23 protein-coding genes are annotated in these 22,450 nt (G+C 56.9%); 13 read left to right on the forward strand and 10 right to left on the reverse strand.

Features of this window, described 5'->3' with window-relative positions:
* Window positions 1–546 precede the first annotated feature (546 nt).
* The 6 genes from dnaA (at window position 547) to CLOEV_RS00030 (ending at window position 7,320) form a co-directional block, all read left to right on the forward strand.
* Window positions 547–1,881: a chromosomal replication initiator protein DnaA gene (gene dnaA / locus CLOEV_RS00005; RefSeq protein WP_034441191.1), complete on the forward strand. Its 1,335-nt coding sequence runs from the start codon at window positions 547–549 to the stop codon at window positions 1,879–1,881.
* A 229-nt stretch (window positions 1,882–2,110) separates the two neighbouring features.
* Window positions 2,111–3,277: a DNA polymerase III subunit beta gene (dnaN, locus tag CLOEV_RS00010; protein ID WP_008708498.1), complete on the forward strand. Its 1,167-nt coding sequence runs from the start codon at window positions 2,111–2,113 to the stop codon at window positions 3,275–3,277.
* Window positions 3,267–4,334, forward strand: coding sequence for a DNA replication/repair protein RecF (recF, locus tag CLOEV_RS00015; protein ID WP_034441194.1), 1,068 nt, complete (start codon window positions 3,267–3,269; stop codon window positions 4,332–4,334). The genes dnaN and recF overlap by 11 nt, the downstream gene beginning before the upstream one ends.
* 38 nt (window positions 4,335–4,372) lie before the next feature.
* Window positions 4,373–6,253 carry a tRNA uridine-5-carboxymethylaminomethyl(34) synthesis enzyme MnmG gene (gene mnmG / locus CLOEV_RS00020; RefSeq protein ID WP_034441196.1) on the forward strand — a complete coding sequence of 627 codons (1,881 nt, stop codon included), beginning with the start codon at window positions 4,373–4,375 and terminating at the stop codon, window positions 6,251–6,253.
* Complete coding sequence (locus tag CLOEV_RS00025) at window positions 6,240–6,773, forward strand: DciA family protein (RefSeq protein ID WP_008708501.1); 534 nt, start codon at window positions 6,240–6,242, stop codon at window positions 6,771–6,773. The genes mnmG and CLOEV_RS00025 overlap by 14 nt, the downstream gene beginning before the upstream one ends.
* 151 nt (window positions 6,774–6,924) lie before the next feature.
* Window positions 6,925–7,320, forward strand: coding sequence for a class II SORL domain-containing protein (locus tag CLOEV_RS00030; RefSeq protein WP_008708502.1), 396 nt, complete (start codon window positions 6,925–6,927; stop codon window positions 7,318–7,320).
* Window positions 7,321–7,756: 436 nt separating this feature from the next.
* On the opposite strand, the gene CLOEV_RS00035 is transcribed toward CLOEV_RS00030, so the two are convergent.
* On the reverse strand, window positions 7,757–8,104 hold the full coding sequence (locus CLOEV_RS00035) for a cupin domain-containing protein (protein ID WP_034441199.1): 348 nt from the start codon (window positions 8,102–8,104) through the stop codon (window positions 7,757–7,759).
* Window positions 8,105–8,507: 403 nt separating this feature from the next.
* Here CLOEV_RS00035 and CLOEV_RS00040 point away from each other — a divergent pair, with 403 nt between their 5' ends.
* On the forward strand, window positions 8,508–9,620 hold the full coding sequence (locus CLOEV_RS00040; protein ID WP_008708504.1) for a DUF362 domain-containing protein: 1,113 nt from the start codon (window positions 8,508–8,510) through the stop codon (window positions 9,618–9,620).
* Window positions 9,621–9,720: 100 nt separating this feature from the next.
* Here the strand turns inward: CLOEV_RS00040 and CLOEV_RS00045 are convergent, their stop codons facing one another.
* Together CLOEV_RS00045 and CLOEV_RS15545 are read right to left on the reverse strand one after the other, a co-directional pair.
* Window positions 9,721–10,284 carry a manganese efflux pump MntP gene (locus CLOEV_RS00045; RefSeq protein WP_008708506.1) on the reverse strand — a complete coding sequence of 188 codons (564 nt, stop codon included), beginning with the start codon at window positions 10,282–10,284 and terminating at the stop codon, window positions 9,721–9,723.
* Window positions 10,284–11,393, reverse strand: coding sequence for an AI-2E family transporter (locus CLOEV_RS15545; protein WP_051484731.1), 1,110 nt, complete (start codon window positions 11,391–11,393; stop codon window positions 10,284–10,286). Before CLOEV_RS15545 ends, CLOEV_RS00045 begins: the two co-directional genes overlap by 1 nt.
* Before the next feature lie 85 nt (window positions 11,394–11,478).
* On the opposite strand from CLOEV_RS15545, the gene ftsZ reads away from it, so the two are divergent.
* The 4 genes from ftsZ (at window position 11,479) to CLOEV_RS00070 (ending at window position 14,658) form a co-directional block, all read left to right on the forward strand.
* Entirely contained in the window at window positions 11,479–12,858 is a 1,380-nt protein-coding gene (gene ftsZ, locus CLOEV_RS00055; RefSeq protein WP_034444894.1) for a cell division protein FtsZ, read from the forward strand.
* Window positions 12,859–13,136: 278 nt separating this feature from the next.
* Window positions 13,137–13,637, forward strand: a complete 501-nt coding sequence (locus CLOEV_RS00060; RefSeq protein WP_008708512.1) for a putative metallopeptidase — start codon at window positions 13,137–13,139, stop codon at window positions 13,635–13,637.
* 113 nt (window positions 13,638–13,750) lie between these two features.
* The gene (locus CLOEV_RS00065) at window positions 13,751–14,053 is read left to right on the forward strand and encodes a hypothetical protein (protein ID WP_156938335.1); all 303 of its coding nucleotides are present in this window, start codon (window positions 13,751–13,753) and stop codon (window positions 14,051–14,053) included.
* Between the two features lie 104 nt (window positions 14,054–14,157).
* Window positions 14,158–14,658 (forward strand): hypothetical protein, encoded by a 501-nt coding sequence (locus CLOEV_RS00070; RefSeq protein WP_051484734.1) that lies wholly within the window; start codon window positions 14,158–14,160, stop codon window positions 14,656–14,658.
* A 113-nt stretch (window positions 14,659–14,771) separates the two neighbouring features.
* Here CLOEV_RS00070 and CLOEV_RS00075 read toward each other — a convergent pair whose 3' ends face one another.
* From CLOEV_RS00075 to CLOEV_RS00085, 3 genes are read right to left on the reverse strand one after another with little or no spacing between them, the layout of a single operon-like run.
* Window positions 14,772–15,158, reverse strand: coding sequence for a hypothetical protein (locus tag CLOEV_RS00075; RefSeq protein WP_034441203.1), 387 nt, complete (start codon window positions 15,156–15,158; stop codon window positions 14,772–14,774).
* Between the two features lie 32 nt (window positions 15,159–15,190).
* Window positions 15,191–15,850 carry an IMPACT family protein gene (locus CLOEV_RS15550; RefSeq protein ID WP_008708517.1) on the reverse strand — a complete coding sequence of 220 codons (660 nt, stop codon included), beginning with the start codon at window positions 15,848–15,850 and terminating at the stop codon, window positions 15,191–15,193.
* The gene (locus CLOEV_RS00085; RefSeq protein WP_034444901.1) at window positions 15,832–16,335 is read right to left on the reverse strand and encodes an HIT family protein; all 504 of its coding nucleotides are present in this window, start codon (window positions 16,333–16,335) and stop codon (window positions 15,832–15,834) included. Before CLOEV_RS00085 ends, CLOEV_RS15550 begins: the two co-directional genes overlap by 19 nt.
* 252 nt (window positions 16,336–16,587) lie before the next feature.
* Here CLOEV_RS00085 and CLOEV_RS00090 point away from each other — a divergent pair, with 252 nt between their 5' ends.
* Both CLOEV_RS00090 and CLOEV_RS00095 read left to right on the forward strand, forming a co-directional pair.
* A complete protein-coding gene (locus CLOEV_RS00090; RefSeq protein ID WP_034441205.1) occupies window positions 16,588–17,286 on the forward strand; it encodes a lipid-binding SYLF domain-containing protein in 699 nt (232 codons plus the stop codon).
* Window positions 17,287–17,904: 618 nt separating this feature from the next.
* On the forward strand, window positions 17,905–18,606 hold the full coding sequence (locus tag CLOEV_RS00095) for a lipid-binding SYLF domain-containing protein (RefSeq protein ID WP_245591089.1): 702 nt from the start codon (window positions 17,905–17,907) through the stop codon (window positions 18,604–18,606).
* Window positions 18,607–18,722: 116 nt separating this feature from the next.
* Here CLOEV_RS00095 and CLOEV_RS00100 read toward each other — a convergent pair whose 3' ends face one another.
* The 4 genes from CLOEV_RS00100 to CLOEV_RS00115 form a co-directional block, all read right to left on the reverse strand.
* Window positions 18,723–19,481, reverse strand: a complete 759-nt coding sequence (locus CLOEV_RS00100; RefSeq protein ID WP_034444907.1) for a phosphate ABC transporter ATP-binding protein — start codon at window positions 19,479–19,481, stop codon at window positions 18,723–18,725.
* A 4-nt stretch (window positions 19,482–19,485) separates the two neighbouring features.
* On the reverse strand, window positions 19,486–20,364 hold the full coding sequence (locus tag CLOEV_RS00105) for a PstA family ABC transporter permease (protein WP_034441206.1): 879 nt from the start codon (window positions 20,362–20,364) through the stop codon (window positions 19,486–19,488).
* The gene (locus CLOEV_RS00110; protein WP_232196828.1) at window positions 20,361–21,209 is read right to left on the reverse strand and encodes a PstC family ABC transporter permease; all 849 of its coding nucleotides are present in this window, start codon (window positions 21,207–21,209) and stop codon (window positions 20,361–20,363) included. Before CLOEV_RS00110 ends, CLOEV_RS00105 begins: the two co-directional genes overlap by 4 nt.
* A gap of 62 nt (window positions 21,210–21,271) precedes the next feature.
* Window positions 21,272–22,096: a phosphate ABC transporter substrate-binding protein gene (locus tag CLOEV_RS00115; RefSeq protein WP_008708527.1), complete on the reverse strand. Its 825-nt coding sequence runs from the start codon at window positions 22,094–22,096 to the stop codon at window positions 21,272–21,274.
* Between the last annotated feature and the right edge of the window lie 354 nt (window positions 22,097–22,450).

Genomic DNA, 22,450 nt, shown 5'->3' on the forward strand with positions numbered 1-22,450 from the left:
TTAGTTTTCTGAATCTCACTAAATTACACACAAGGATTATTCACATCATGTGGATAATTTTCTGTTTTTCCTCGCCCTTTATCGCTTAATCGCTGTTTATTGCATTCCTGTTACATTCATATAAAACTATACTTTTATATTCTCCGATGTATTGTTACAAATATTTTATGTTTTATCCACACTATCCACACCGGAGCACATATATTTTTTTATATCCCGTTTTATTGTAAAAAAAGAGTATCATCAAATATTATCAAACTTTGGGGTTTTTATTTTTTTCAGCGAGAGCTGGCTCTGTTACCGGTTTTTTATCGTTGTCAACATTTTTGTGTCTTCGGATGTGTATATGTGAATAACTTTTGTGGATTTCTTTAAAAAAAACGACCCGCCCCCTTGACTTAAAAAAATTTTTATGCCTGGCTGAAAAAAACATCACTTCCACGCCCGAAAGAAATCGTATAAATTTATTTTTTGGTCTTTAGCTGATTCATGATAAAATCTCTAGTTGGAAGAATCTCTATTTCATCTTCTGTTGGAGTGAACCGAATGGATCTAGACATTATTTGGAAAGAGTACTACAAGTACTGCATGGAAAAGCTTGGTACTGAGGACAAGACGGCGGAGATATATCTCCAGACATGCATGCCGCTCTCGCTTGACGACGGCGTGCTGACGCTGGACGTCGCCACCCAGTTTGCGATGGATCAGATAAACTCGAGATACCTCGCAAGAATGAGGGAACTCCTCATAGAGACCAGCTTCGGCACGGATGTAAGGCTCAGGGTATCTTCCGACCAGCCGGAGGATACGAGGGTCCAGGAACCCCAGCCCAAAGCCCAGCCGCCAAAGCCAGCATCCGGGCGCAACGGACTTAATCCGAATTATGTCTTCTCGACATTCGTCGTCGGAAAGTCAAACCGGCTTCCCCATGCCGCCAGCCTTGCCGTCGCTGAATCTCCCGGAAACACGTACAACCCCTTTTTCATCTGGGGAAAGGTGGGCCTCGGCAAGACCCACCTCATGCACGCCATAGGACATCATATTGAGGCAACAAACAATAACACAAAAATACTTTATGTCAGTGCCGAAAAATTCACCAACGACCTGATCACCGCGATAAGAAACAACACCAATCAGGAGTTTCGCGCGCGTTACCGCGAGCTGGATGTGCTGATGATAGACGACGTGCAGTTCATCGCCGGCAAAGAGCAGACGCAGGAAGAGTTTTTCTGGACGTTCAATACTCTGCACGACGCGAAAAAACAGATAATAATAAGCGCCGACCGGCCCCCCAAGGACATAGAGGGGATCGCCGACAGACTTGTGTCGCGCTTTGAATGGGGGCTCGTCACCGACATACAGCCGCCTGATCTTGAGACGCGCGTCGCCATACTGCAGAAAAAGGCCGAGATGAAGAAGTACATGAACATCCCGGAGGATGTCATTATGTTCATCGCGCAAAACATACCGAGCAACATACGCGAACTCGAGGGCTCGCTGAACAGGATCGTCGCCTGTTCGGACCTCAACCACGAGCCAATAAACATAGAGAACGCCAGCGTCTGGCTGAAGGACCTGATCAAGGAGCACCCGGTCGGAACGGTGAGCATCGGCCTGATACAGCAGATGACGGCGGAGGCCTTCGGCTTCTCCGTCGAAGAGCTGCTCTCCAAGAAGAGGACGGCAGACCTTGCCCTCGCGCGCCAGGCGGCGATGTATGTGGCGCGCAACAAGACAAACGAGGCGCTGATCCAGATCGCCTACGCCTTTAACAAGAAGGATCATACCGTCGTCATCCATGCCTGCAGGAAGATCGCCGAACTGATAAAGACCGACCTCAGGATACGCTCTTTTGTGGATAACATTGTGAATAAGTTATGATTTTTTGCGCAAAAATGGTGTGCTGATTTGTGGGCAGTTTTAGATTACGAATTTTCCACACAAAAATTGTGGATAATGTGAATAAGTTTGTGAATTAACAAAAAGCTTTTGCACATTGAAAAATTGCGTCACGGCGGGGCATAAAGTACTTTTCCACATTTCCACAGCCCCTACGACGACGAATACGATTTTATTTATAAATAAGGTGTATTAATAGGAGGGCTCGTCTATGAAGCTTACAATCAACAAAAAGCAGTTCCTTGCAAGCTGGGGTCTCGCCGAAAGAAGCACGTCCGCCTCCGGGTCGGTAAGCATTCTCTCGTCAATCCTCGTCAAGGCCGGCTTTGAGTCGGTACTGCTGCAGGCAACCGACATAAAGACGTCGATAATCTGCTTTGCGTCCGGTGTTACCGTAAATGAACCGGGAGAGGCCGTGTTTCCCATCAAGATGGTCAGCGACCTCTTTAAGAAAGCGCCGGGAGAGGAATTTACCGTCGAGGTGAACGAGGGAAGGGTCACGCTGAGAGCCGGCAGGAGTAAATATAACTTCTCAAGCTACCCCGTGCGTGAATTTCCCGCGCTGCCCTCCTCGGACAACGCCGGCGTCTTCTGCAGGCTGTCGGCGGCGGACCTCGCTAAGGTGATCGACGAGGGGACTCTCGCGGCCTCGACCGGCGAGGAGTTTCCGCTCTATCTCTCTTCGGCAAATCTGCAGATATCGCAGAACAGGCTGAGCATCATCTCCACCGACACGAGAAGGCTCGCTATTTCTTCCGCGCTGGCGGCCGACGGCGTCGAAGACGCGGCCGCGCTGCTGCCGATGAAGGGTGTAAAGGAGTTGCAGAGGATTCTCGGCTCGCTGAATCCGGAGACGGAGGTAAAGGTACTGTATGACAGCGCGCAGTTTTATTTCAAGACCGATACGCTCGAATTCACCGTCCGCCGCGTGGAGTCGAAGTTCCCGCCGTATGAGAAGATACTGCCGAAAAACAGCACTCTCAACGTCGTTACCGACAGGGGCTCCCTTATATCGGCCCTTGAGCGCGTCGACGTCATCGTGCGGGATTTTAACCGCATGGTGGTCCTCGACATCATCCCCGGCGCGGAGATCGTGCTGCTCGCCAAGGCCCCTGATTTCGGGCAGGCCAAAGAGGAGATAGGCGCCGAGGCCGAGGGCGAAAAGCTGAGGATCGCCGTCAATTCTAAGTTCTTCCTCGAGGCCCTCAAGGTCATGAGGGACCCGGAGGTAAAGCTTTCTTTCAACGGCCAGGCCGGACATATGGCGGTAAAACGCGGCGACAGCGACGATTTCTTATGTCTCATCGCGCCGATCAACCTCTCTGAGGAAGAACTCAGGATGTTTGATATGGAGCAAAACGGGACGGATGGGATTTAGCCGGGTTCGATTCAATAATTTTAAAAACCTTGAGCCCCGGGAGATGAGATGGTCCCCGGGGCTGAATTTACTGACGGGGGAAAACGGCGCCGGCAAGACGAACATCCTCGAGGGGATCAACATAATATCCGGGTGGGGGCCGCTTGAACGCGGCACGAAGGCCCTCTCCATGCCGACCTGGGGGAGCGGCTCGTCTGATGTGCAGCTGACGGGAGAGCTTGAATCCGGCGGGATAATCCGCGTTAAAATTTCGCGCCGCTACATGCTGCGGCTCGACGACAAGGCCGTTACCGCCGCCGATCTGCGCTGGAACATCCCCGTGCTGACCTTCCTTCCCGACGACATGTCGATCGTGGAGGGATCGTCGGTATTTCGCAGAAGGCTGCTCGATATGCTGCTGGCCCTGATACTCCCCTCTTACGCGATGAGGCTCGCCGAATACCGGCGCGGCGTCCGCCAGAAGGCCTTCTTTCTCAAGCGCGGCATGCCGGCGATGATCGCCGACCGGGCGCTTCTGCCGTTAGCCTCCTGGATATGGCGTATGCGCGAAGAGGGGGTAAAACTGCTCTCGTCGTGCCTCGAGGGGATGAGCGAATTAACGCCGGCCAGGATCACGCTCTCGCTGAAGAGGGGCGGAGCCGGTTTTGACGACGACTGCGAGGACGACTACACGAAGGCGGTCATCGCGAACAGGGGCCGCGAGGCGGCGGTAAGATTTCCCGTCGTCGGGCCGCACCGAGACGATATCATGATCACTGCCGGCGACAGGCCGGCCTCCGAGGCGTTGAGCCGCGGCCTCAGGCGCCGTACGGCGATAGCGCTGATGCTCGCCGCGGCCGACGGCGTAAAGAGAAAGATCGGCCGCGATCCGGTGCTTTTGCTCGACGAAGTCACGGCGGAACTTGACTCTTCCGGACGTTCGCTTCTCTTCGAGGCGCTGCTCTCGCGCGGGACTCAGGTGTTCGCGGCTACCGCCGAACCCTTCTGCGAGAATTTTCCCGGCCTCATTCACAAAGTTTCCGGAGGACGGATAACGGAAAGCCGCGAAAACCGATAAAACTACGGAATTTTTTTATATTTTACGAAAGGCGAAAGATGCGGATAAACGACAGATATGACGTAATAACCATCGGCGCGGGACACGCCGGATGCGAGGCGGCGCTGGCCGCGGCGAGGATGGGCGCGCGCACGCTGCTCATATGCCTGTACCTCGACAGCATCGCGATGATGCCCTGCAACCCCTCCATCGGCGGACCGGCCAAAGGACATATGGTGAGGGAAATAGACGCCCTCGGCGGCGAATGCGCGGCGGCGGCGGACGACGCCACGCGGCATCTGCGCTGGCTGAACACCTCTAAAGGGGCGGCTGTGCGCACCCTGCGCGCGCAGTGCAGCCCGAGGCGCTACAGCGATCATTACCGCGCGGCGCTGCTGTCGGAAAAGAACCTTGAGCTGCACCAGGCGCAGGCCGCGGAGCTCGTCATCGAGCGCGGCGAGGCGCGCGGCGTCAAAATAAAGACGGGACAGATATTTTACGCTGACTGCGTGATACTCGCCACCGGCACATACCTCGATTCAAAGATACATATCGGCATGACCTGCCATAAATCGGGCCCGCTGGGGATGGTAGCCTCGACGGAATTCGCGCGGAGCCTGCGCAAAAGCGGCCTCGAGATCGGGCGCCTGCGTACCGACACGACGCCGAGGCTGCATTTCGACACGATAGACTGGGATTCCCTCGACTGTCAGCGCAGCATCGCGGAGCCGCAGGCCTTCTCCCATTTTGGGCCGAAGCGGGTGTATGACGAGATGATATGCGGGCTTACGCGTACCAACGCGGAAACTCACAGAATAATCAAAAAATATTTTTCCGAATCCCCCCTCTATATGGGCAGGCTGGATACGGAAGGGCCCAGATATTGCCCCTCCATCGACGACAAGATAATGAAGTTCCCCGAAAAGGATACCCATCCCATCTTTCTCGAACCGATATCCTCCGAGGGCCGTGAGGTCTATGTCCAGAATTTTTCCACCTCGATGTGCCTTGAGGCGCAGTTTGAAAGCATAAAGACGATCAAGGGATGCGAACACGCCCATATCCTGCGTCCCGGCTACGCCATAGAGTATGATTTCGTCATTCCCACGCAGCTGAACCCCTGGCTGGAGACGAAGCCGGTGAAAAACCTGTTCCTCGCGGGACAGATAAACGGCACCTCGGGATACGAAGAGGCGGCGGCGCAGGGGCTGATCGCCGGCGTCAACGCCGCGCTGCGCGTAAAGGGGGAGGAGCCCTTCGTGCTGCGGCGCGACGAGGCATACATCGGCGTACTGATAGACGACCTCGTGACGAAGGGGACGGGCGAACCATACAGGATGCTCACCAGCCGCTGTGAATACAGGCTCCTGCTGCGCCACGACAACGCCGCCGCCCGCCTCTGCGGGGCCGGTCGCCGCGTCGGGCTCCTTTCAGACGAAAAATACGGACGCTTCCGCGCGATGGCCGAGGCCGGAGAGGCCGAAGAGATACGTCTTGAAGGATTGAAGATCCCTCCCACCGCCGAGGTCAACGAAAAACTGGCCGCGATATCCTCCTCGCCGCTTGACGAAGGGATATCGGCGAAAAACCTTCTGCGGCGTCCGGAGGTAAGCTGGGCCTTCATCGCCGCCCTTACCGGCTCGGAACTCGATCCTGAATACGGTGAAAAGATCGCGAACGAGCTCAAATATGAGGGCTATATCAGCCGCCAGCAGAGGCAGGTCGAAAAATTCCGGCGCATGGAACAGCTTAAAATACCGGCCTATATCGATTTCGGCGAGATCCGCGGCCTCTCCGCCGAAGGATGCGGAAAACTTGAAAAAATCAGACCGGCGACGCTTGGCCAGGCCTCGCGCATCCCCGGAGTGCCGCCGACCGATATACAGCTTTTGTGGGTCGCGATAGAGAACGGGCGCAGGAAACAGAATGAAAAAGGTTGACGGAGCCAGAGCCGCCGGCGATATATTCAGAGAGGTGACAAAGAGCGGGGGACGGCCCGCGGCCGACTCCGAAAGATGGGCGCAGCTCTCGCTCTCCGTCAAACTCGCCGAGCTGGAAGAGCGCTGGGAAGAGATCGCCGGCTCGCCTCTGGCGCAAAAGAGCCAGCTCGCCGTCTGTGAATTCGCGGGCGAGGTGATGACGCTCACAGTCAACGTCTCGGAGCAGAGCATCCTGTCGGCGGTGCGGTTCCGCCGCGCACAGGTTGAAAAGCGGCTGGCGGCGTTCTTCGGGTGCAAAAAGATCAAAGTGGACTTTCGCGTCGGGCCGGTAATACGGCATTCGCAGGCCCAGCCGCCCCTGCCGTCGTACAAAAGGCGCGCCCCCGTCGTCCTCTCCGAGGAGGACGTCGAGGCGGAGAAGCGGGATTTTGAGGAATCCGGCCTCTCCGGGGAACTTGCGCTGAGAATGGCGCGCGTCAAGCTTTCACTGGAAAAACTTTCGCGGAGATCGTCAGGTTAACGATAAATACATTTTTATACCTGTAATCAGACGGAAAATAATAATAAAGATATGTATTTTTACTCTTATATACACAAAAGGGATAGTTTATGATAGAATTAGTGTGGGTAATTAAAAAACAATATAAAAATCTAATAATGGAGGAATAGAAATGAAAATCGGAGAAGTAATGAGAGACGGAGATTTTAAAGCTGAGAAACATGTGCCGACGATAGAGGCCCCCGAGAAGGTAAAATTGGGAGAAGAGGCGCTCGTAAAGGTAATGGTGGGACAGGAGATCAAGCACCCGAACACCCCGCTCCATCACATCCGCTGGATCCAGCTCTATTTTAAGCCCGACGACGCCACCCCCGTCATCGAAGTCGCGAAGTTTGACTACAGCGCCCACAGCGACACGATGAATCCAGACATGCCGGGCTGCGCAGCGGCCGATCCGGCCAGCTGCGTAAAAGTCAAGCTGACAAAGTCCGGGACGTTCATCGCCGTCAGCTACTGCAATATCCACGGCCTTTGGGAGAGCGCGAAGAAGATCGAAGTCGAGGCGTAGCCTCTGATTTTTAGAGCCCGGTCATGGGCCGCGGCATTCCGTTTGGGATGCCGCGGCCAAGTCTTTTATAAAAAATATAAAAAGGGCTTTTCACAAAGATAAAGAATTACGGGGCCCGCACGTTATCAACATGTTAATCCACCATTATCTTCAACTTATCCACATCATCCGGCAAAAAAGGTACGCCTTTAGTCCCCTGACAGTGCAAAAATACGGGCTTGCCCACATATATGTACACATTTTGTGCATAACTCTGTAGATAAGTCGGTGTACAGATGGCGCGCTTTACTTTATTTTGCCGTCTCAGGCAAGCTGAAAATTATCCAAAGTTCCGATAAATTTTCACGGGAGGCTGAAGCGGACGCCTCGCGTTTATAAAAAAACCCCGCCGCTGTTTTGTATTCCAGCGGCGGGATTTTTTATATCGCTTTATCCGTTATGCGCGCTTTGCGATCGCGGCTCCGAGCACAAGCGTCTCTTTTCCGGTGTTCTCTATGCCGTGCGAGCGCCCCATGCGGCAGAGCATGATGTCTCCCGCCTTTACCTGCCGGCTTTCGTTCTCTTCGGTATATAGGCCCTCGCCGCCCATGACGAAGTATACCTCTTCGTTGTCGGCGTGCAGATGATAGCCTACGGACGCTCCCGGCTCCAGTTCAAGGCGGGTCGTCATTATAAAGGCGCCGTCCTGGTCCGGGATAGTTATCGGGAAGGCCAAAGCGTGTCCCTTTCCGCTGCCTCCCAGTTTTTCTCTCTTTATGCCCTCTTCCTGGTTTTTTAATATCATCTTAGAGTCTCCTTTTACATTACATTTTTGTTTCTCTCAAAGGAAATTATATTACCTTGACGGCAGATGTCTATTCATTTTTTGAAGGTAAAAGAGTTAATTATTATTGACTTTTAGTGACTATTATAGACGCGGAGCTGCGCGGCAGAATACGGAAAAGCTGCGAAGAGAAAATTGCGGCCGCTAAAAAATAAGACAGGCCGGCGGCGACAGTATCTCCGTATAGATGAAAGACCGGCTGCCGGCAGTTTTCGTCTTCGCGCGGCTCTCCTTTAATTTCAAAAGGCCCTCCGCGTGATAAAATTATCAGCGGGTTTTTAAAGAAAAAATCAGGCAGAGAGCAAAGATATCTGCCTGTGATCTGGTGCGGTCCGCTCATTTTTTCTATCAGGGGGAGAGAGTAATGCGTTCAAAGGTATATTTCACGAATATGAGGGCGACGCCGGAACTTAATCTGCTTCAGAAGCTCGCGAAGCTGATAAAGAGCGCCGGCATCGAAGAGATCGATTTCAAAAAGCAGTTCGCGGCGATAAAAATACATCTCGGGGAGCCGGGAAACATCGCCTATCTGCGCCCGAACTTCTCAAAGGTGGTGGCGGACCTCGTCAAAGAGCTTGGCGGTAAGCCCTTCCTTACAGACAGCAACACGCTCTACGTCGGCCGCCGCAAGGACGCGCTCGAGCATCTCGACGCCGCCTACGAGAACGGCTACAACCCGTTCTGCACCGGCTGCCAGGTGATCATCGCCGACGGCCTCAAGGGGACCGACGAGGCCTTGATCCCGGTAGAGGGCGGCGAATATGTCAAAGAGGCGAAGATCGGCCGCGCCATCGCCGACGCCGATATCGTCATCTCGCTATCCCACTTCAAGGGGCACGAACTGACCGGTTTCGGCGGCGCGATCAAAAATCTCGGCATGGGTTCGGGGTCGCGCGCCGGCAAGATGGAGATGCACAGCGACGGCAAACCCGACATCGACGAGGAAAGGTGCATCGGCTGCGGCCGCTGCGCGAGAAACTGCGCGCACAAGGCTATCTCGATCAAAGCCGGCAAGGCGCACAACGACCACGGCAAATGCGTCGGCTGCGGCCGCTGCATCGCCGCCTGTCCCTTCGACGCCGTGCAGCCCGACTGGGAGGGCTCTAACGACGTCCTCAACAAAAAAATGGCCGAATACGCGAAGGCCGTCATCCAGGGCAAACCTAACTTTCATATCTGCCTCGTCATCGACGTCTCGCCCTTCTGCGACTGCCACGCGGAAAACGACGCCGCCGTCACGCCCGACATCGGCTTCTTCGCCTCCTTCGACCCGGTGGCGCTCGACCAGGCCTGCGCCGACGCCGTGAACAAGGCTCCCGCGATATCCGGCACCTATCTGACGGACAAACTTCACGAAAACGGCGCCGACGCCGACCACTTCCACGCGATGCACCCCGACACTAAATGGCGGGTTATGCTCGAACACGCCGAAAAGCTCGGCATCGGCACGCGCGGATATGAGCTTATAGAGGTGTAAAAAATCAGAGGCGCGCACCGGCGATCGGCGATGCGCGCCTCTGATACATACATATAACATAATGCGCCTGTGAATAAAAAAGCAGGCGGGACAGGATTTCTTACAACGCGTCGAAGATTATCTTCGCGGCGATCGCGAGGAGGACGCCGCCTCCCAGGTATTCGGCCTTTTTGCCGAAGGTGCTCCCGAGGCGTTTGCCGACGAGCGCGCCGAAGATCGAAAGGGAAAGGGTGATGATCCCCGCAAGCACGGCGAGGGTCAGCGCCGAACCGCCGGTGCTCTCTATCGAAAAGCCCACCGCGAGGGCGTCGAGCGACGTCGCCAGCGCAAGCACGGCGACGCTTTTAAATGTCACCGACATACAGCTTTTGCCGCCGTTTTCGCAGTCCCGCGCCTCCTTTATCATATTGACCGCCACCCATATTATGAGCGCGGCGGCGATCCACGGCGTCCAGATATCGAAGAAGCCGCTCAAATGTTCGGCGATCTCGCCGCCGAGCAGCGGCATAAAGAACTGAAAAAAGCCGAAGGCCGCGCCGAGAATGAGGGCCTCGCGCAGCCGCAGCCGTTCATGGCAGAGGCCGATGCAGATCGAGACAGAAAAGGCGTCCATCGCGAGAGAGGCCGCGGTCGCTCCGAGCGTAAGATATTCTCCGAACATCATTATCTTTCCTGCCTCCTGAGCCAGCGTTTCCGATAGAGGTCGCACACCGATACGAAAAGTACGAGGATGAGCGGGCCGACGAAGATCCCCAGGAATCCCCAGACCATGACCCCGCCGAAGAGCCCCATTATTATCAGCAGGGTCGGTATCTCGCCGCGGCCGCTGCGGCCGCCGCTGATAAGGAACGGGCGCAGTAGGTTGTCGATCGTGCCCACGACCAGGAGGCCCCAGACAAAGAGGATCGCCGCGTTTTTAATGTCTCCCGTCAGGGCCAGGTATATGGAGCCTGGGACCCAAACGACAGCCGTGCCAGCGGGAAACATGCCGAAAAAGAACATCAGCATCCCGAAAAGCGCCGGGCTGCCGAGGCCGACGAACCACCAGCCGACGCCGCCGACGAGGGCCTGCAGCGCGACGGTGAGGATGATGCCGTAGACGATGGAGTTCAAAATGCTGCCGGTGCGGAAGAAGAAGGCCTCGTTCTCCTCAGGCGAAAGCGGGACCACGCTCTTCACGTAATTGACGATCTTTTCGCCGTCGCGGATGAAGAAAAAAGAGATCATCGTAGCTATCATCGCGTTGAGAATAAAGCTCGAACCCTGTTCGATAATATGGGCGGAGAGAGAACTGAGGAATTTCGCGGACCATTGGGCGAAGAACTGGAGGGCGGTTTTTACGGCATCGGAATTTTCCAGGAAGGAGGTCAGATAATCCGCGGCCCATAAGGGCAGCCACGCGGGGAAGTCAAAATCCCTGCCGCTGTAAGCCTGATGCTGTATCTTCGCGAGAAGCTGCGAGAATTTGGCCCCCATGCCGGCCGCCTCGCTTCCTAACGTCGAGAGCGCGTATAGGACGGGGACGATACAGATCAGCAGAAGCAGCGCCAGCGTAACGCCGGAAGCGACGCTCGGAAAGCGGTTCCGCATCAGCCGCCGGCTGATCAGGCGGTATATCGGCATCGATATGAAAGAGAGCACCGCCGCCCAGAGGATCGGCGTCGATATTGGAGCCGTTATATCCCAGGCGAGAAAGGCGAATAGCACAAAAAATATTATAAACGGCATATTGTCGCCGCCGAAAAAATTTACCGATTCTTCATGAGGTCTCATATAATAAAATTCCTCTCGATGTTATAATAAGATGCGGAGAATATTATACATCAACCAGATAGAGAAAGAGGTGGGTGTTTTGAGCATGCCGGCGGAAAATTTATATTACCGGGAAGAGGAAGGCCTTGTACTTCCCGGAAGCGCCGATAGATCGGAAACTGATATGTCATATGAAGCGGAACCGAAATCCCAAGCGGTCTTTAAAAAAGCGATAAAGGTCATAGCCGTGGGCGGCGGCGGCGGAAATGCCCTCAACCACATCATATCCCGCGGCATTGAGGGCGTTGATATGCTCGCCGTGAACACCGACATCCGTTCGCTTGAAATGTCGCTCTGCGATTCAAAGATAATCCTTGGAGAACAGGTCACGAAAGGGCTGGGCGCGGGGGCGATACCGGAGATCGGTGCGCGCGCCGCGCTTGAGTCGTTAAACGATATCCGGGCATACCTTAAAGGTACCGATATGGTCTACCTGGCGGCGGGAATGGGAGGCGGCACGGGAACGGGCGCCATCCCTATAATCGCGCGCGCCGCGAAAGAAATGGGCATCCTCACGGTGGCGGTCGTGACAAAACCCTTCTCGTTTGAGGGGAAGCGCCGCCGCCGCTATGCGGAAGAGGGGATCGAGAGACTGTTCCCCGAGGTCGACGCGCTTATCGTCGTGCCAAACGACAGGCTGCTCGACATCTCCCATCGGGCGACGCCGATCACGGAATCATTTTCCCTTGCCGACGAGATACTCCGCCAGGCGGTGCAGGGCGTTACCGACCTTGTCACGCGCCCCGGACTTGTGAACGTAGACTTTGCCGACCTTAAGACGGTCATGAAGGGCGCGGGACGCTCCGTGATGGGGATCGGCTCCGCAAGCGGCGAGGATTGTGTCATAAAGGCCGTGAAAAACGCGCTTGAAAGCCCGCTGATGGAATGTTCGATGTGCGGAGCGAAGGGCGTGCTGATGAACATCACTTACAGGGGCGAACTGCCTCTCTACGAAATAAGCCGCGCCGCGGAGCTTGTGGAAGATGTCATCTCCGACGACTCCAACTTTATCTGGGGCTGCGTCTCCGATCCGCTGATAGAAAATGATGTCGAGATAACGGTGGTCGCCGCCGGCTTCGACGAATCGCCGGCGCTGGACGTTATCCCGCAGGCGGCGAAAGAAGAAAAGCCCGCGGCCGCTCCTGAACCGGCGCTGACGAAGAGCGTCGCCGTGATTTATGAAGAGGCCGAAGCCGCCGCGCCGGCCAAAGAGACGGCCGAAACGGCGCCGGAGCCGCGGTATGAACGGCGCCGGCCGATTGAGCGGGATGCCCATGTCCCCGCCTGGCTGCTTGAGGAAGAACCGGCGGAGGTCAAGGCCGCCGACGGCCGGAGGCCGACGAACTACACAAGGCCCTCCGCATACGAAGCCTACGAAAACCCGACCTTCGTCCGCCGCGGAAACAGCCTGAAAAAGCCGCAGTAATCGATCAGCCCGCTCTCTTAAAAACGTTATCAGTCAAAAATACCGGAAGCTCTTTCCTTTATAAGGAAGGGCTTCTTTTTTGTTTTCGCCTAAAAGTCTTTTGCGGGCGGGTGATATAGGTCAATAAAAATCAAACTAATAATACACATTTATAGTGTGGATAGTGTGGATAAATCGGCGTTTGCTTTGGCGGCGCGGGTAAAAAACCTTGCCGAATGATATAATATAAGGGTTTCGTGAAGAAGAAACAGCCACGCCATTAAACGGAGGAATAAAAAATGTCCGTCAAGACAGACGCAGAATTTGATTATGAGATATGTTCAAGCAAGATAAGGCCGATAGCCGAGGCCCTCATAAAGAAATATGACGAGCTGCACCACATAGATCCAGACAAAATACTCTTCGTCGTCAATCACAAGAGCGCGGGAAGCAAGAAGCAGATGACGCTCGCGAAGACGACGAGGATCTCGCCAAAATGGACGGAGCTGATCTATCAGCTCGGCTCCTGCTCTTATTTTTATATGATAGAGTTTTACGCGAAGACGACGGCGACGATGGACGAGAGCCAGATGGTGGCGCTCGTATATCGCGAGCTGCGCCGCATCGGGCCCGAGGGCGAGATACTTACCCCCGACGTGCATGACTGGTGGCAGATACTGATGGGGCTCGGGCGCAAGTGGTTTTATCCCGACAGCACATGTCCCAACCTTCTCGACGACAACGTCGACTGGAAAAAGCTGATGGGGACCTACTACGAGGAGATACATCAGGGCGAATAGCGTCCCACAAAATCCACATATTTTCAACACATAAACGCTAAATATAGTCCATAAAACCTTCACATCGGCGGCCTATACTCTGTTTATCGAGATCAAAGCAGAGGATGGTGCTGATGATGAAGGTTTTTTTCAATAAGATTAAGAAAATCACAGTGATCGCATTGACCGTGACGGTCGTTTCGGCCGGGAGCGCCCTCGCCGCCCCCCGGGGCCCCTGGATGCAGCCGAATAACCCGGGACAGGCGGCGCAGCGTTTCTACCGCGCTCCGCAGCCAAAGCCGGCGCCTCATATCGCTTTTGCTCCCGCGCCGGCTCCGCGCCGCCACGACGGCGGCTCCGGCGACACTGCCAAAGCCCTTGCCGTCGGCGCCGTCATCGGAGCTGTCATAGGCAGCCTCGCCGCAAGTTCAAGATAGATGTTATAAGTAAAAGCCCGATTGCCGCAAAAGTCGTTTCGCATTATTTTTGCTGTGGCCAATCATAGACGACAGCGATTTCAGAAAGGTGAGGAGGTGTAAAAATGAGATTTCTAAACAGATCCGCGGCGGCGCTGACGCTGCTGCTCTTTGCCGCCGGCGGAGCCTTCGCCGCTCCGCCGGGGCCGCCTCCGGGCCAGAAGATGCCGATGGGGCCGGGGCCGGTAAGGATCAACGGCTCTATGCCGGCAATGCGGGGAAACGGCGGGCCGCGGCCGGGAGGCCCTGGCCCTCTGATGCGTCCGATGCCGCCCGGTCCCGGAGCGATGAGGCCTGGCGGGCCGCCGATGGGGCCGGGCGCGGTAAGGCCGGTGCCCCCGCGTCCCAACATGGGCCACGGGCCCATGCGGCCCCCTGTCGGCCCAGGACCGCAGCTTCCGAACTACCGCGGGCCGGGCTGGCAGGCGCATCCGCAGCCCTATTACGGTCCCTATCGTCACAGGGACAGGGACGACGACGATAACACTGGCAAGATCGTGCTCGGCGTCATCGGCGGCCTGATTCTTGGAGGGATATTGAGCAACGCGGCCGGCAGTTCCAATTAAGCGCCCGGCCGGGCGCGGGCCGGTGAAAAGCGGCAGGGAGCGGATTACGTCCGCCGCCCTGCCGCCCTTGTCTCTCTTCCCGCCTCCCGCGCCGCGGGAGATGCCGGAGCTTATCAGGAGCCCAGTTTTATCCTTTCGTACCGCGGTTCAAGTTTGTCGTCGGCGGTAATGGAGAATATTTCGAGTATCGGCAGCCGCCGCCAGATTATTTCCCCGCCCTCTTTCAGGGTCAGCTTGAGGTCGCTGAGTCCGAGTATCCCGTCTCTGCCGATGTCGCAGGAGGCGGAAGCTCCGGCTGCGAGCGGTCCGCTGAGCCTGTTCGGAGACCAGCTTTCCCTGCCGGTTTGAGATAGGAAGAGCCCCGTTATCTCGCGCCCGCTTTTATTGACTATCTCCAGCGGCGCGCCTCCTCCCGAGCATTCCGCGGCATAGAGCGTTCCCGCCGCCATGAACGCAGAGATCAGCGCCGCCGCCAATAAGATAAAAATTTTCCGCCGCATTCTTCCTCCGCCCCCTTCATTAAAAGTTAAAATCAGCGCCAGCGCTCGCGCACCAGCGGAACCTCATCCCATCTCAACTCCGTAAGAAACGACCGCTGCGCCATCTCCGAAAGCGGAGCCTCTATCTCGGCTCTCATCGAAAACGGCACCTCGAGCCGCATGACGACCTCGGCTCCGTATTCGACATTGACGCGCTCTTCGGAGAATCCCCACTTGCGCAATGTGGAGGAGAGCGTCTTTGAGTAGTCGTAGCCGCACCGCAGCAGAAGCGCGTTGCTGAATTCCATCTCCACGGCCCCCGCCCGCTCGATGGCGAGCTCGGCGGCAGCCTTGTAGGCGTCTATCAATCCCCGCACGCCCAGCTTTATCCCCCCGAAGTAGCGTGTGACGACGATGAGCGTATTGGTAAGCTCGTGGCGTTTGATCGCCCCCAGGATCGGGCGTCCCGCGGTGCCGGCTGGTTCGCCCGCGTCGGAGCAATGTTCGAGCGCCGCGCCGCCGCCGATGCGGTAGGCCCAGCAATGGTGGTTGGCCTTCGGGTAGAGCTCGGGGAATTTTTTGATCATCTCCGCCGCCTCGTCGGCGTTCAGCGCGATCCTCACGGAACCGATGAAACGCGAGCGCTTCTCGGTGAATTCCGCGTCGCAGTCTTTGCGAGGCGCGCGGAAGATGCTTAACCGATCGTCGGCCATATCGCCTTCAGCCTGGAATATGCCGAGGCGAGCGACTCCGAGACGACCCTGACCTCGCCGATGACCGGCATAAAATTCGTATCGCCGTTCCAGCGCGGCACGACGTGCATGTGCAGGTGCTGGTCGATGCCGGCTCCGGCCACCTTGCCGAGGTTCATCCCGATGTTGAAGCCGTGCGGCTGCATCAGGGCGGTGAGCGCCTTGACGGATTTCTGAACCAACGCCGTCATCTCGCCGAACTCCTCCGCCGAGAGGGAGGTGACGTCCGCGGTGTGCCGGTAGGGGACGACCATGAGGTGCCCGGGATTATAGGGGTAGGCGTTCATTATCACGAAACAGTATCTTCCGCGCTCGACGATCAGGCGTTTCTCGTCCTCGTCAAGCTTTGGAAAATTGCAGAAGATGCAGCCCTTCTCCTGCGGGTCGTTGTTGTCTGAGTTTGAAAGTATATACTGCATGCGCCAGGGTGCGAAAATTTTATCCATTACATATACCGTCCTTTCCCGCGATTCCTTGTGCGGAAGCTGCGGCTTCTCCCGCGTCATGCGCCGCGTTAAAACCCGCCGCGGAGTTGAATTCCGTTCGGAGGCCGGAAGAGCCGCCTCTCAGCGTCTCTCCGTTCATGCCTTCATTAATTGCATATACATAATTATATTGCTTTTAATGGTTTTGATGGAGCATTTATCATAAAATAATAATATAATAAAGGAGAGACCACAAAATAAGGAGGAAACGGGATGAAATTCAGCAGAAAAATCATGATCTTCGCGCTGCTTGCGCTTCTTGTCGCCGGCGCGGCGCAGGCCGCCTTCGCCGAGACGGCGCATATGAGGCGCATCCGGCTTTCGGCCGATCTTATCAATAAGATGGCCAACGAGCAGGACGCCGACGCGCTTGCGGACGTCATAAAATCCGGCAAAGGCGTCGCCATCTTCCCCGCGGTGACGAAGGCTGGGCTCGGTATCGGCGGACAGACGGGCGAGGGCGTCGTCTTTCTCCGCCAGTCCAACGGCAGATGGAGCGGACCGGCCTTTATGGGGATATCGGGAGCTTCGATCGGTTTCCAGATCGGCGTGCAGTCGGTAGGACTGGTGCTTGTGATCACCAACGAACAGGGGCTGCGCGCCTTCACGGGCGGCAACAGCTTTAAGCTCGGCGCGGACGTGGCGATCGCCGCCGGGCCGGTGGGGCGCGACGCCTCCGCCGCGACGGACGGACGCGCGAAGGCCTCTATCTACAGCTACTCCATGTCAAAGGGGCTCTTTGCCGGCATCTCCATCGACGGCTCGGTCATAAACCAGAACCGCGATGCGAGCAAGGCATATTGGGGACGCGATATCTCCGCGGCGAACGCGCTGAAGAAGCCCGCGACGGACAAACGGGTAGCGCCGCTGATCAAGGCGCTCAACAATCTCGTTAAGAAGGCGCCAAAGTAACTCCGGGCGGACGCGTTGTAAATCGGCGTTTATAAAAATCGGCGCGAATAAGCACCGTATGCGTCATAAGCCGGCCCCTGAGTGTCCTCGCCGTATGGAGAATACGGCTCCGGTACTCAGAGACCGGCTTATTTAGCCTACGGCACTTCTTCGCGCCGATTTTTTGTTATTATGCAAAACTGCTATCGTTGATTTCCTTTGGGAGAGGGGAAAGATAAATAGCGATTTAGCGCCTTTAAAGGCTCCCTCTTAGAGGGGGCTCCCGCCGAAGGCGGGTGGAGGAGTCTTGACCTTGGTTTTGTTTTTGGCCTTCCGCGGCTTGCGCCGCGGGCACTGTGTGGCGCGGAAAACATGCGCCGCGCAGTGCAACACTCCTTCCGACCCGGCGCAAAATCGCGCGCCGGCCCACCTCCCTCGGCGAGGGAGGCTTAAAAATATAAATCGCTGTTTACCGTTCACTCCCAATCGCGTAAATCCCAATTTATCCTCTGTTTTGATCTGTTGATCCGGCGCCCCAATACGGCAAAATTGCCGCCCGCGGCTAAGGCAATTTGCCCTCATCCGCGCACCCTTTCCGAGGTAAAACTATAGTCATAAAGCAGGAAAGGGGAAACAAAAATGAAAAAACTTATAGGAATTTTTTGTTTCATGATAATAGCGGTGTTCACTGTTATATTTGTCAACGAGGCCTATGCCGCGGAGACGCCGCTCTACATGAAGCGAATCGATATGGCGGCGGATCTTGTAAATAAGATGGCGCTGCAGGCGGATGCCGCGGGGATGGCCGATACCATCCGCTCGGCTAAGGGCGTGGCGGTATTCCCGGACGTTGCCAAAGCCGGTTTTATCATCGGAGCCGAAGAGGGGCAGGGGATCGTGCTGCTGCGCACGGAAAACGGCGGCTGGAGCGGTCCGGCCTTTATGGGAGTGTCGGGAGCATCGGTCGGCTTTCAGGTGGGGGCCGAGTCTATCGGGCTCGTGCTGGTGATAAATAACGATAACGGCCTGCACGCCTTCACCGGCGGCAACAGCTTCAAGCTTGGCGCCGACGTAGCCGTCGCCGCGGGCCCGGTCGGCCGGCAGTTTGGCGCCTCGACGAACGCGCCGCTCAAGGCCTCCCTCTATAGTTATTCGATGACGGAGGGTCTCTTTGCGGGGATCTCTGTCAGCGGCTCCGTCATCAATCAGAACAGGGACCTCAACCTCGCCTACTGGGGAAAGCGGATGACCGCTCAACAGGCGCTCGCGGAGCCGGCGACCGACTCGCGGATACTGCCTCTGGTGAATGCGCTGAACGGCCTGACGGAGAAAGGTAAATAGGGGAAAATACAGCGCCGGGCAAAACGGCGCTTTATAACATAAATGGACATGGTAAAAAAGCCGGAAAGCCTTCCCGCAAAGGAGAGGCTTTCCGGCTTTTTAAGCTTCGGCAGCAGCTATAGCAGCTCTTCGAGAAAAGCTTCGGCCGCCTCTCCGCGCGGAAGCTCGTCTCTTTCGAGCTCGTTGATTATGCGCCCGTCGCTCAGGATCTTGAAGCGGGCTCCGAGCTTCCTCGCCTGCGCTAGGCTGTGCGAGACCATGATCACCGGTATCCTGTCTTTGAGTCTGTCAAGATGCTCCTCGATGAGCTCCGCCGATTTTCTGTCGAGCGAGGCCGTCGGTTCGTCAAGCAGAAGGATGTCGGGTTCGAGCGCAAGCGTCCTCGCGAGGCACATCCTCTGCTGCTGGCCGCCGGAAAAACTTGCGGCGTGCCGGTTTAAGCGGTCTTTCACCTCATCCCAGAGGCCGACGTCGCGAAGGCTTTTTTCCATACGCAGCTCGGCCTCGTCTTTTTTGAGATTCAGCGTCAGCTCAAGCGGCAGCGTCATATTTTTTCTGAAAGAGAGCGGCAGCGGATTCGGGCTTTGGAAGACCATGCCGACGGAACGCCGTATCCGCGTTAGATCCGGTGCCCCGCTGCCATAGATCGGCCTCATGCCGCCCATTATCGCCAGCCGCACCTCTCCCTCTCCCTCGTACCCGGCGAAGCTTTCATTCAGCCGGTTCAGGGCGCGCAGCAGCGTCGTCTTGCCCGATCCCGAGCGTCCGAGCAGGACGGTGACGCCGTGCCGCGGAATATCGGCGGTGATGCCGTGCAGCACCGTTTCTCCATTGAAAGATACGCGCAGCCCTCTTATCTCGGCGCAGTTTTCCATCACGTCAATATATCCCCTTCCAACGGCGCTCCATACCCCTCTGGCAGAGCCAGGCGACCCCCATCAGGAGGGCCGAGAGCAGCAATAAAACCAGCGAGGCGCCGAATCCGCGCAGCAGTTCGCTTTCGTCGGCGTACTGCGCCGCGGTGTAATAGATCAAAAAAGGCAGGGCCTCAAACTTGGCGGCGAGCCCCGCCGGCAGCCCGGAATTTACAACGACGCCGGTCAGCATTATGACGGCGGTATCCTCCGCCGCGCGCCCCATGGAGAGGATCATCCCTCCGAGAATGCCGCGGGCGGCGGCGGGAACCAGCAGGCGGCGCAGGATCTGATTTTCCGAAAAACCCAGCGAGGCACCGGTCAATTCAAGCATCGGCGGCAGACTTTCGATCGACGAGCGCGTCGTCACGACGAGCGCCGGCATCACAAGCAGCGCTAGGCAGAAGGCGGCGAGAGAGATGCTCGTCGTCGCGCCGGGCGCCAGCGTGTGCCGCAGCGCGAGGATCAGCACGAAGCCGAAGAGGCCCATCACAATGGAGGGGACGCTTGCCAGCAGATTTATCGCGAGCGACAGCGTTTCTTTCGTGCGGCCCCTGGCGAACCGCGCCAGATAGATGCCGCAGCCGATCCCCGGGACCGCCGCCATAAGCATCGTGAGGAGGACCAGGCAGAATGTGCCCGCGAAAGCCGGCCAGATGCCCTCCCAGACGGGACGGAGCCCCATCATCGCCTCTAAGGGGGGCGTATCGCCGAAAAAGAGCCGTGTGCCGAGAACGGGAAGCCCCTTATCGGCGAGGAAAAAAATCAGCGCCCCGCAGGCTCCGGCCACATAGAGCGCCCCCGCTCCGGCGATCATCCGGCAAAATAATAGCCGCCCCTTCACCTTGTATTCCTCCCGCGGCGGACCGCCCTGAAAATAATATTCGCCCCCGTGCTCAGCACAAGCAATATGCCGCCGGCAACGAAGAGGGAATAATAGGCCGTGCCGCCGACATCCGAGGAGAGCACGAGCCCGATGTGCGCCGTCAGCGTGCGGATCGCTTCAAAGGGCGAGGTCGGATACTGCACGGCGTTGCCGGCCAGCATCGTGGGGATCATCGTATCCCCCGCCGCGCGCCCGAAGCCTAGCAGCGCGGCTCCCCACAGCCATTCCCGGCACGCCGGCAGCACGACGCAGACGAGGTGCTCGGCGCGCGAAAGGCCGAGGGCTTCGGCGGTGAGGCCGCTCTCGCGCGCGACCTGCGACACGGCGCTCTCCATCGTCAGCACCATCGTCGGCGTGATGAGCAGCGAAAGGACGAGCGCGGCCGTGAACCAGGAAAAGCCGGAGCCGCCGAGGCCGTCGCGTATCAGCGGAACGAGGAGGAATACGGAGGCGAAGCCGTAGACCACCGTGGGGATCGCCGTCATGATGCGCAGGAGTGACGAAAGCAGCGAGGCGCTGTATTTTCCGCCAAAACCATATATGTGGCAGATACAGCCGAAGGCGACCAGCCAGCCAATGGCCAGCGAAGAGAGGGAGAGCGCCGCTGTCGCCGCGATCATCGGCAGGATGCCGAATTCCTGCGTCTCGGGATGCCAGACGGAGGTAAACAGAGTGGGGCCGCTCATGAAGAGTCCCTCGGCGGCACAAAAGGTTATAAAGACGAAGACGGTCGCCAGCAGCGCCGTGACGTAAAAAGCGGAAGCCCGCAGCCAAAACGGGGTGTTTGGAGAATCTATCATCATAAAGCCGTCCTTTGCAGGAAGGGGACGCCGAAAGGTTTTTCCGGCGCCCCGCAGTGTTTTTGCTACTTTCTGGGAAGAGGGATGTAGCCGCTGTCCTTGATTATCTGCGCGCCCTCCGGCGAGTAGATGTAATCGATGAAGAGCGCCGTAAGTCCCGCCGGCTTACCCTTGGTGTTCATGAAGAGGTCGCGCACGACGGTATACTTGCCGCTCGCGGCGTTCTCCTGCGTCGCGGTCATCCCCGCGAGCTTGGGAGCCTTGACGGAGCTGTCGATGTGGCCGATCCCCACGTAACCGATCGCGCGCGCGTCCTTGGCGACGGCGGTCTTCATCGCGCCGTTGGAATTTACGACGTTGGCCTTGGCCGAAACATCGCCCTTCTTGATCGCCTTGTCGGTGAAGACCTCGCGCGTGCCGCTGCCGTCCTCGCGTACGTAGAGGTTGATCTCCGCGTCGTCGCCTCCGACCGCCTTCCAGTTGGTGATCTTACCGGCGTAGATGTCGATAAGCTGCTCGAACGAAAGCTCGGCGACCTTATTGGCTGGGTTCACGACCACCGCGACGCCGTCGATCGCGAAGGGGAACGTCTCAAGGCCGTACTTCTCGACCTCGTCCTTTTTCAGCGGGCGGCCGGTGTTGCCGATCTCCACGAGCCCTTCGCCGACCTGCTTGACGCCGACGCCGGAGCCGCCGCCGGCCACGGTGATGCGGATATCGGGGTTGACGCCCATGATGCGCTTGGCCGCCTCTTTCATGACGGGGATGTGCGCGGTGCCGCCGGCGATGTCGATCTTGCCCTTCCGGCCCTTAAAAACGTCCAGAGGCGAGGCGGCGAAAGCCGTCGCCGCAAAGAGGCATATTACCGCCGCGATGAGAAACTTCTTCATTGAGAAACACTCCTTATGTAATTTTTATGTTGTTTATTGCAAAAAACCAAATAACAGACCAACAACAGGCCGCCGCCGCGAGGGGGCCGCCGTGCCGCAACGCAATATCAATGCAGGGGGGATTCCTTATATCAGTGGGCCGGGGACAGAGTCAATCTTGTTCAAGGGAGAAAACTGGACGAAGGGCGTGTCCGGCGGCCGTGCAATGCATCCCGTGCATTTTATCAGCGCTAGATCACGTCATCTTTTTCCACCGTCCTTAAAATCGTTACATTACATTTACTCATGTAATATCACACTGAACCAGATAAATGTCAATGCAGGATTCTGCCTTAAAGTTGAGATTTAGGCATA

Source organism: Cloacibacillus evryensis DSM 19522, from assembly GCF_000585335.1.
GTDB lineage: Bacteria > Synergistota > Synergistia > Synergistales > Synergistaceae > Cloacibacillus > Cloacibacillus evryensis.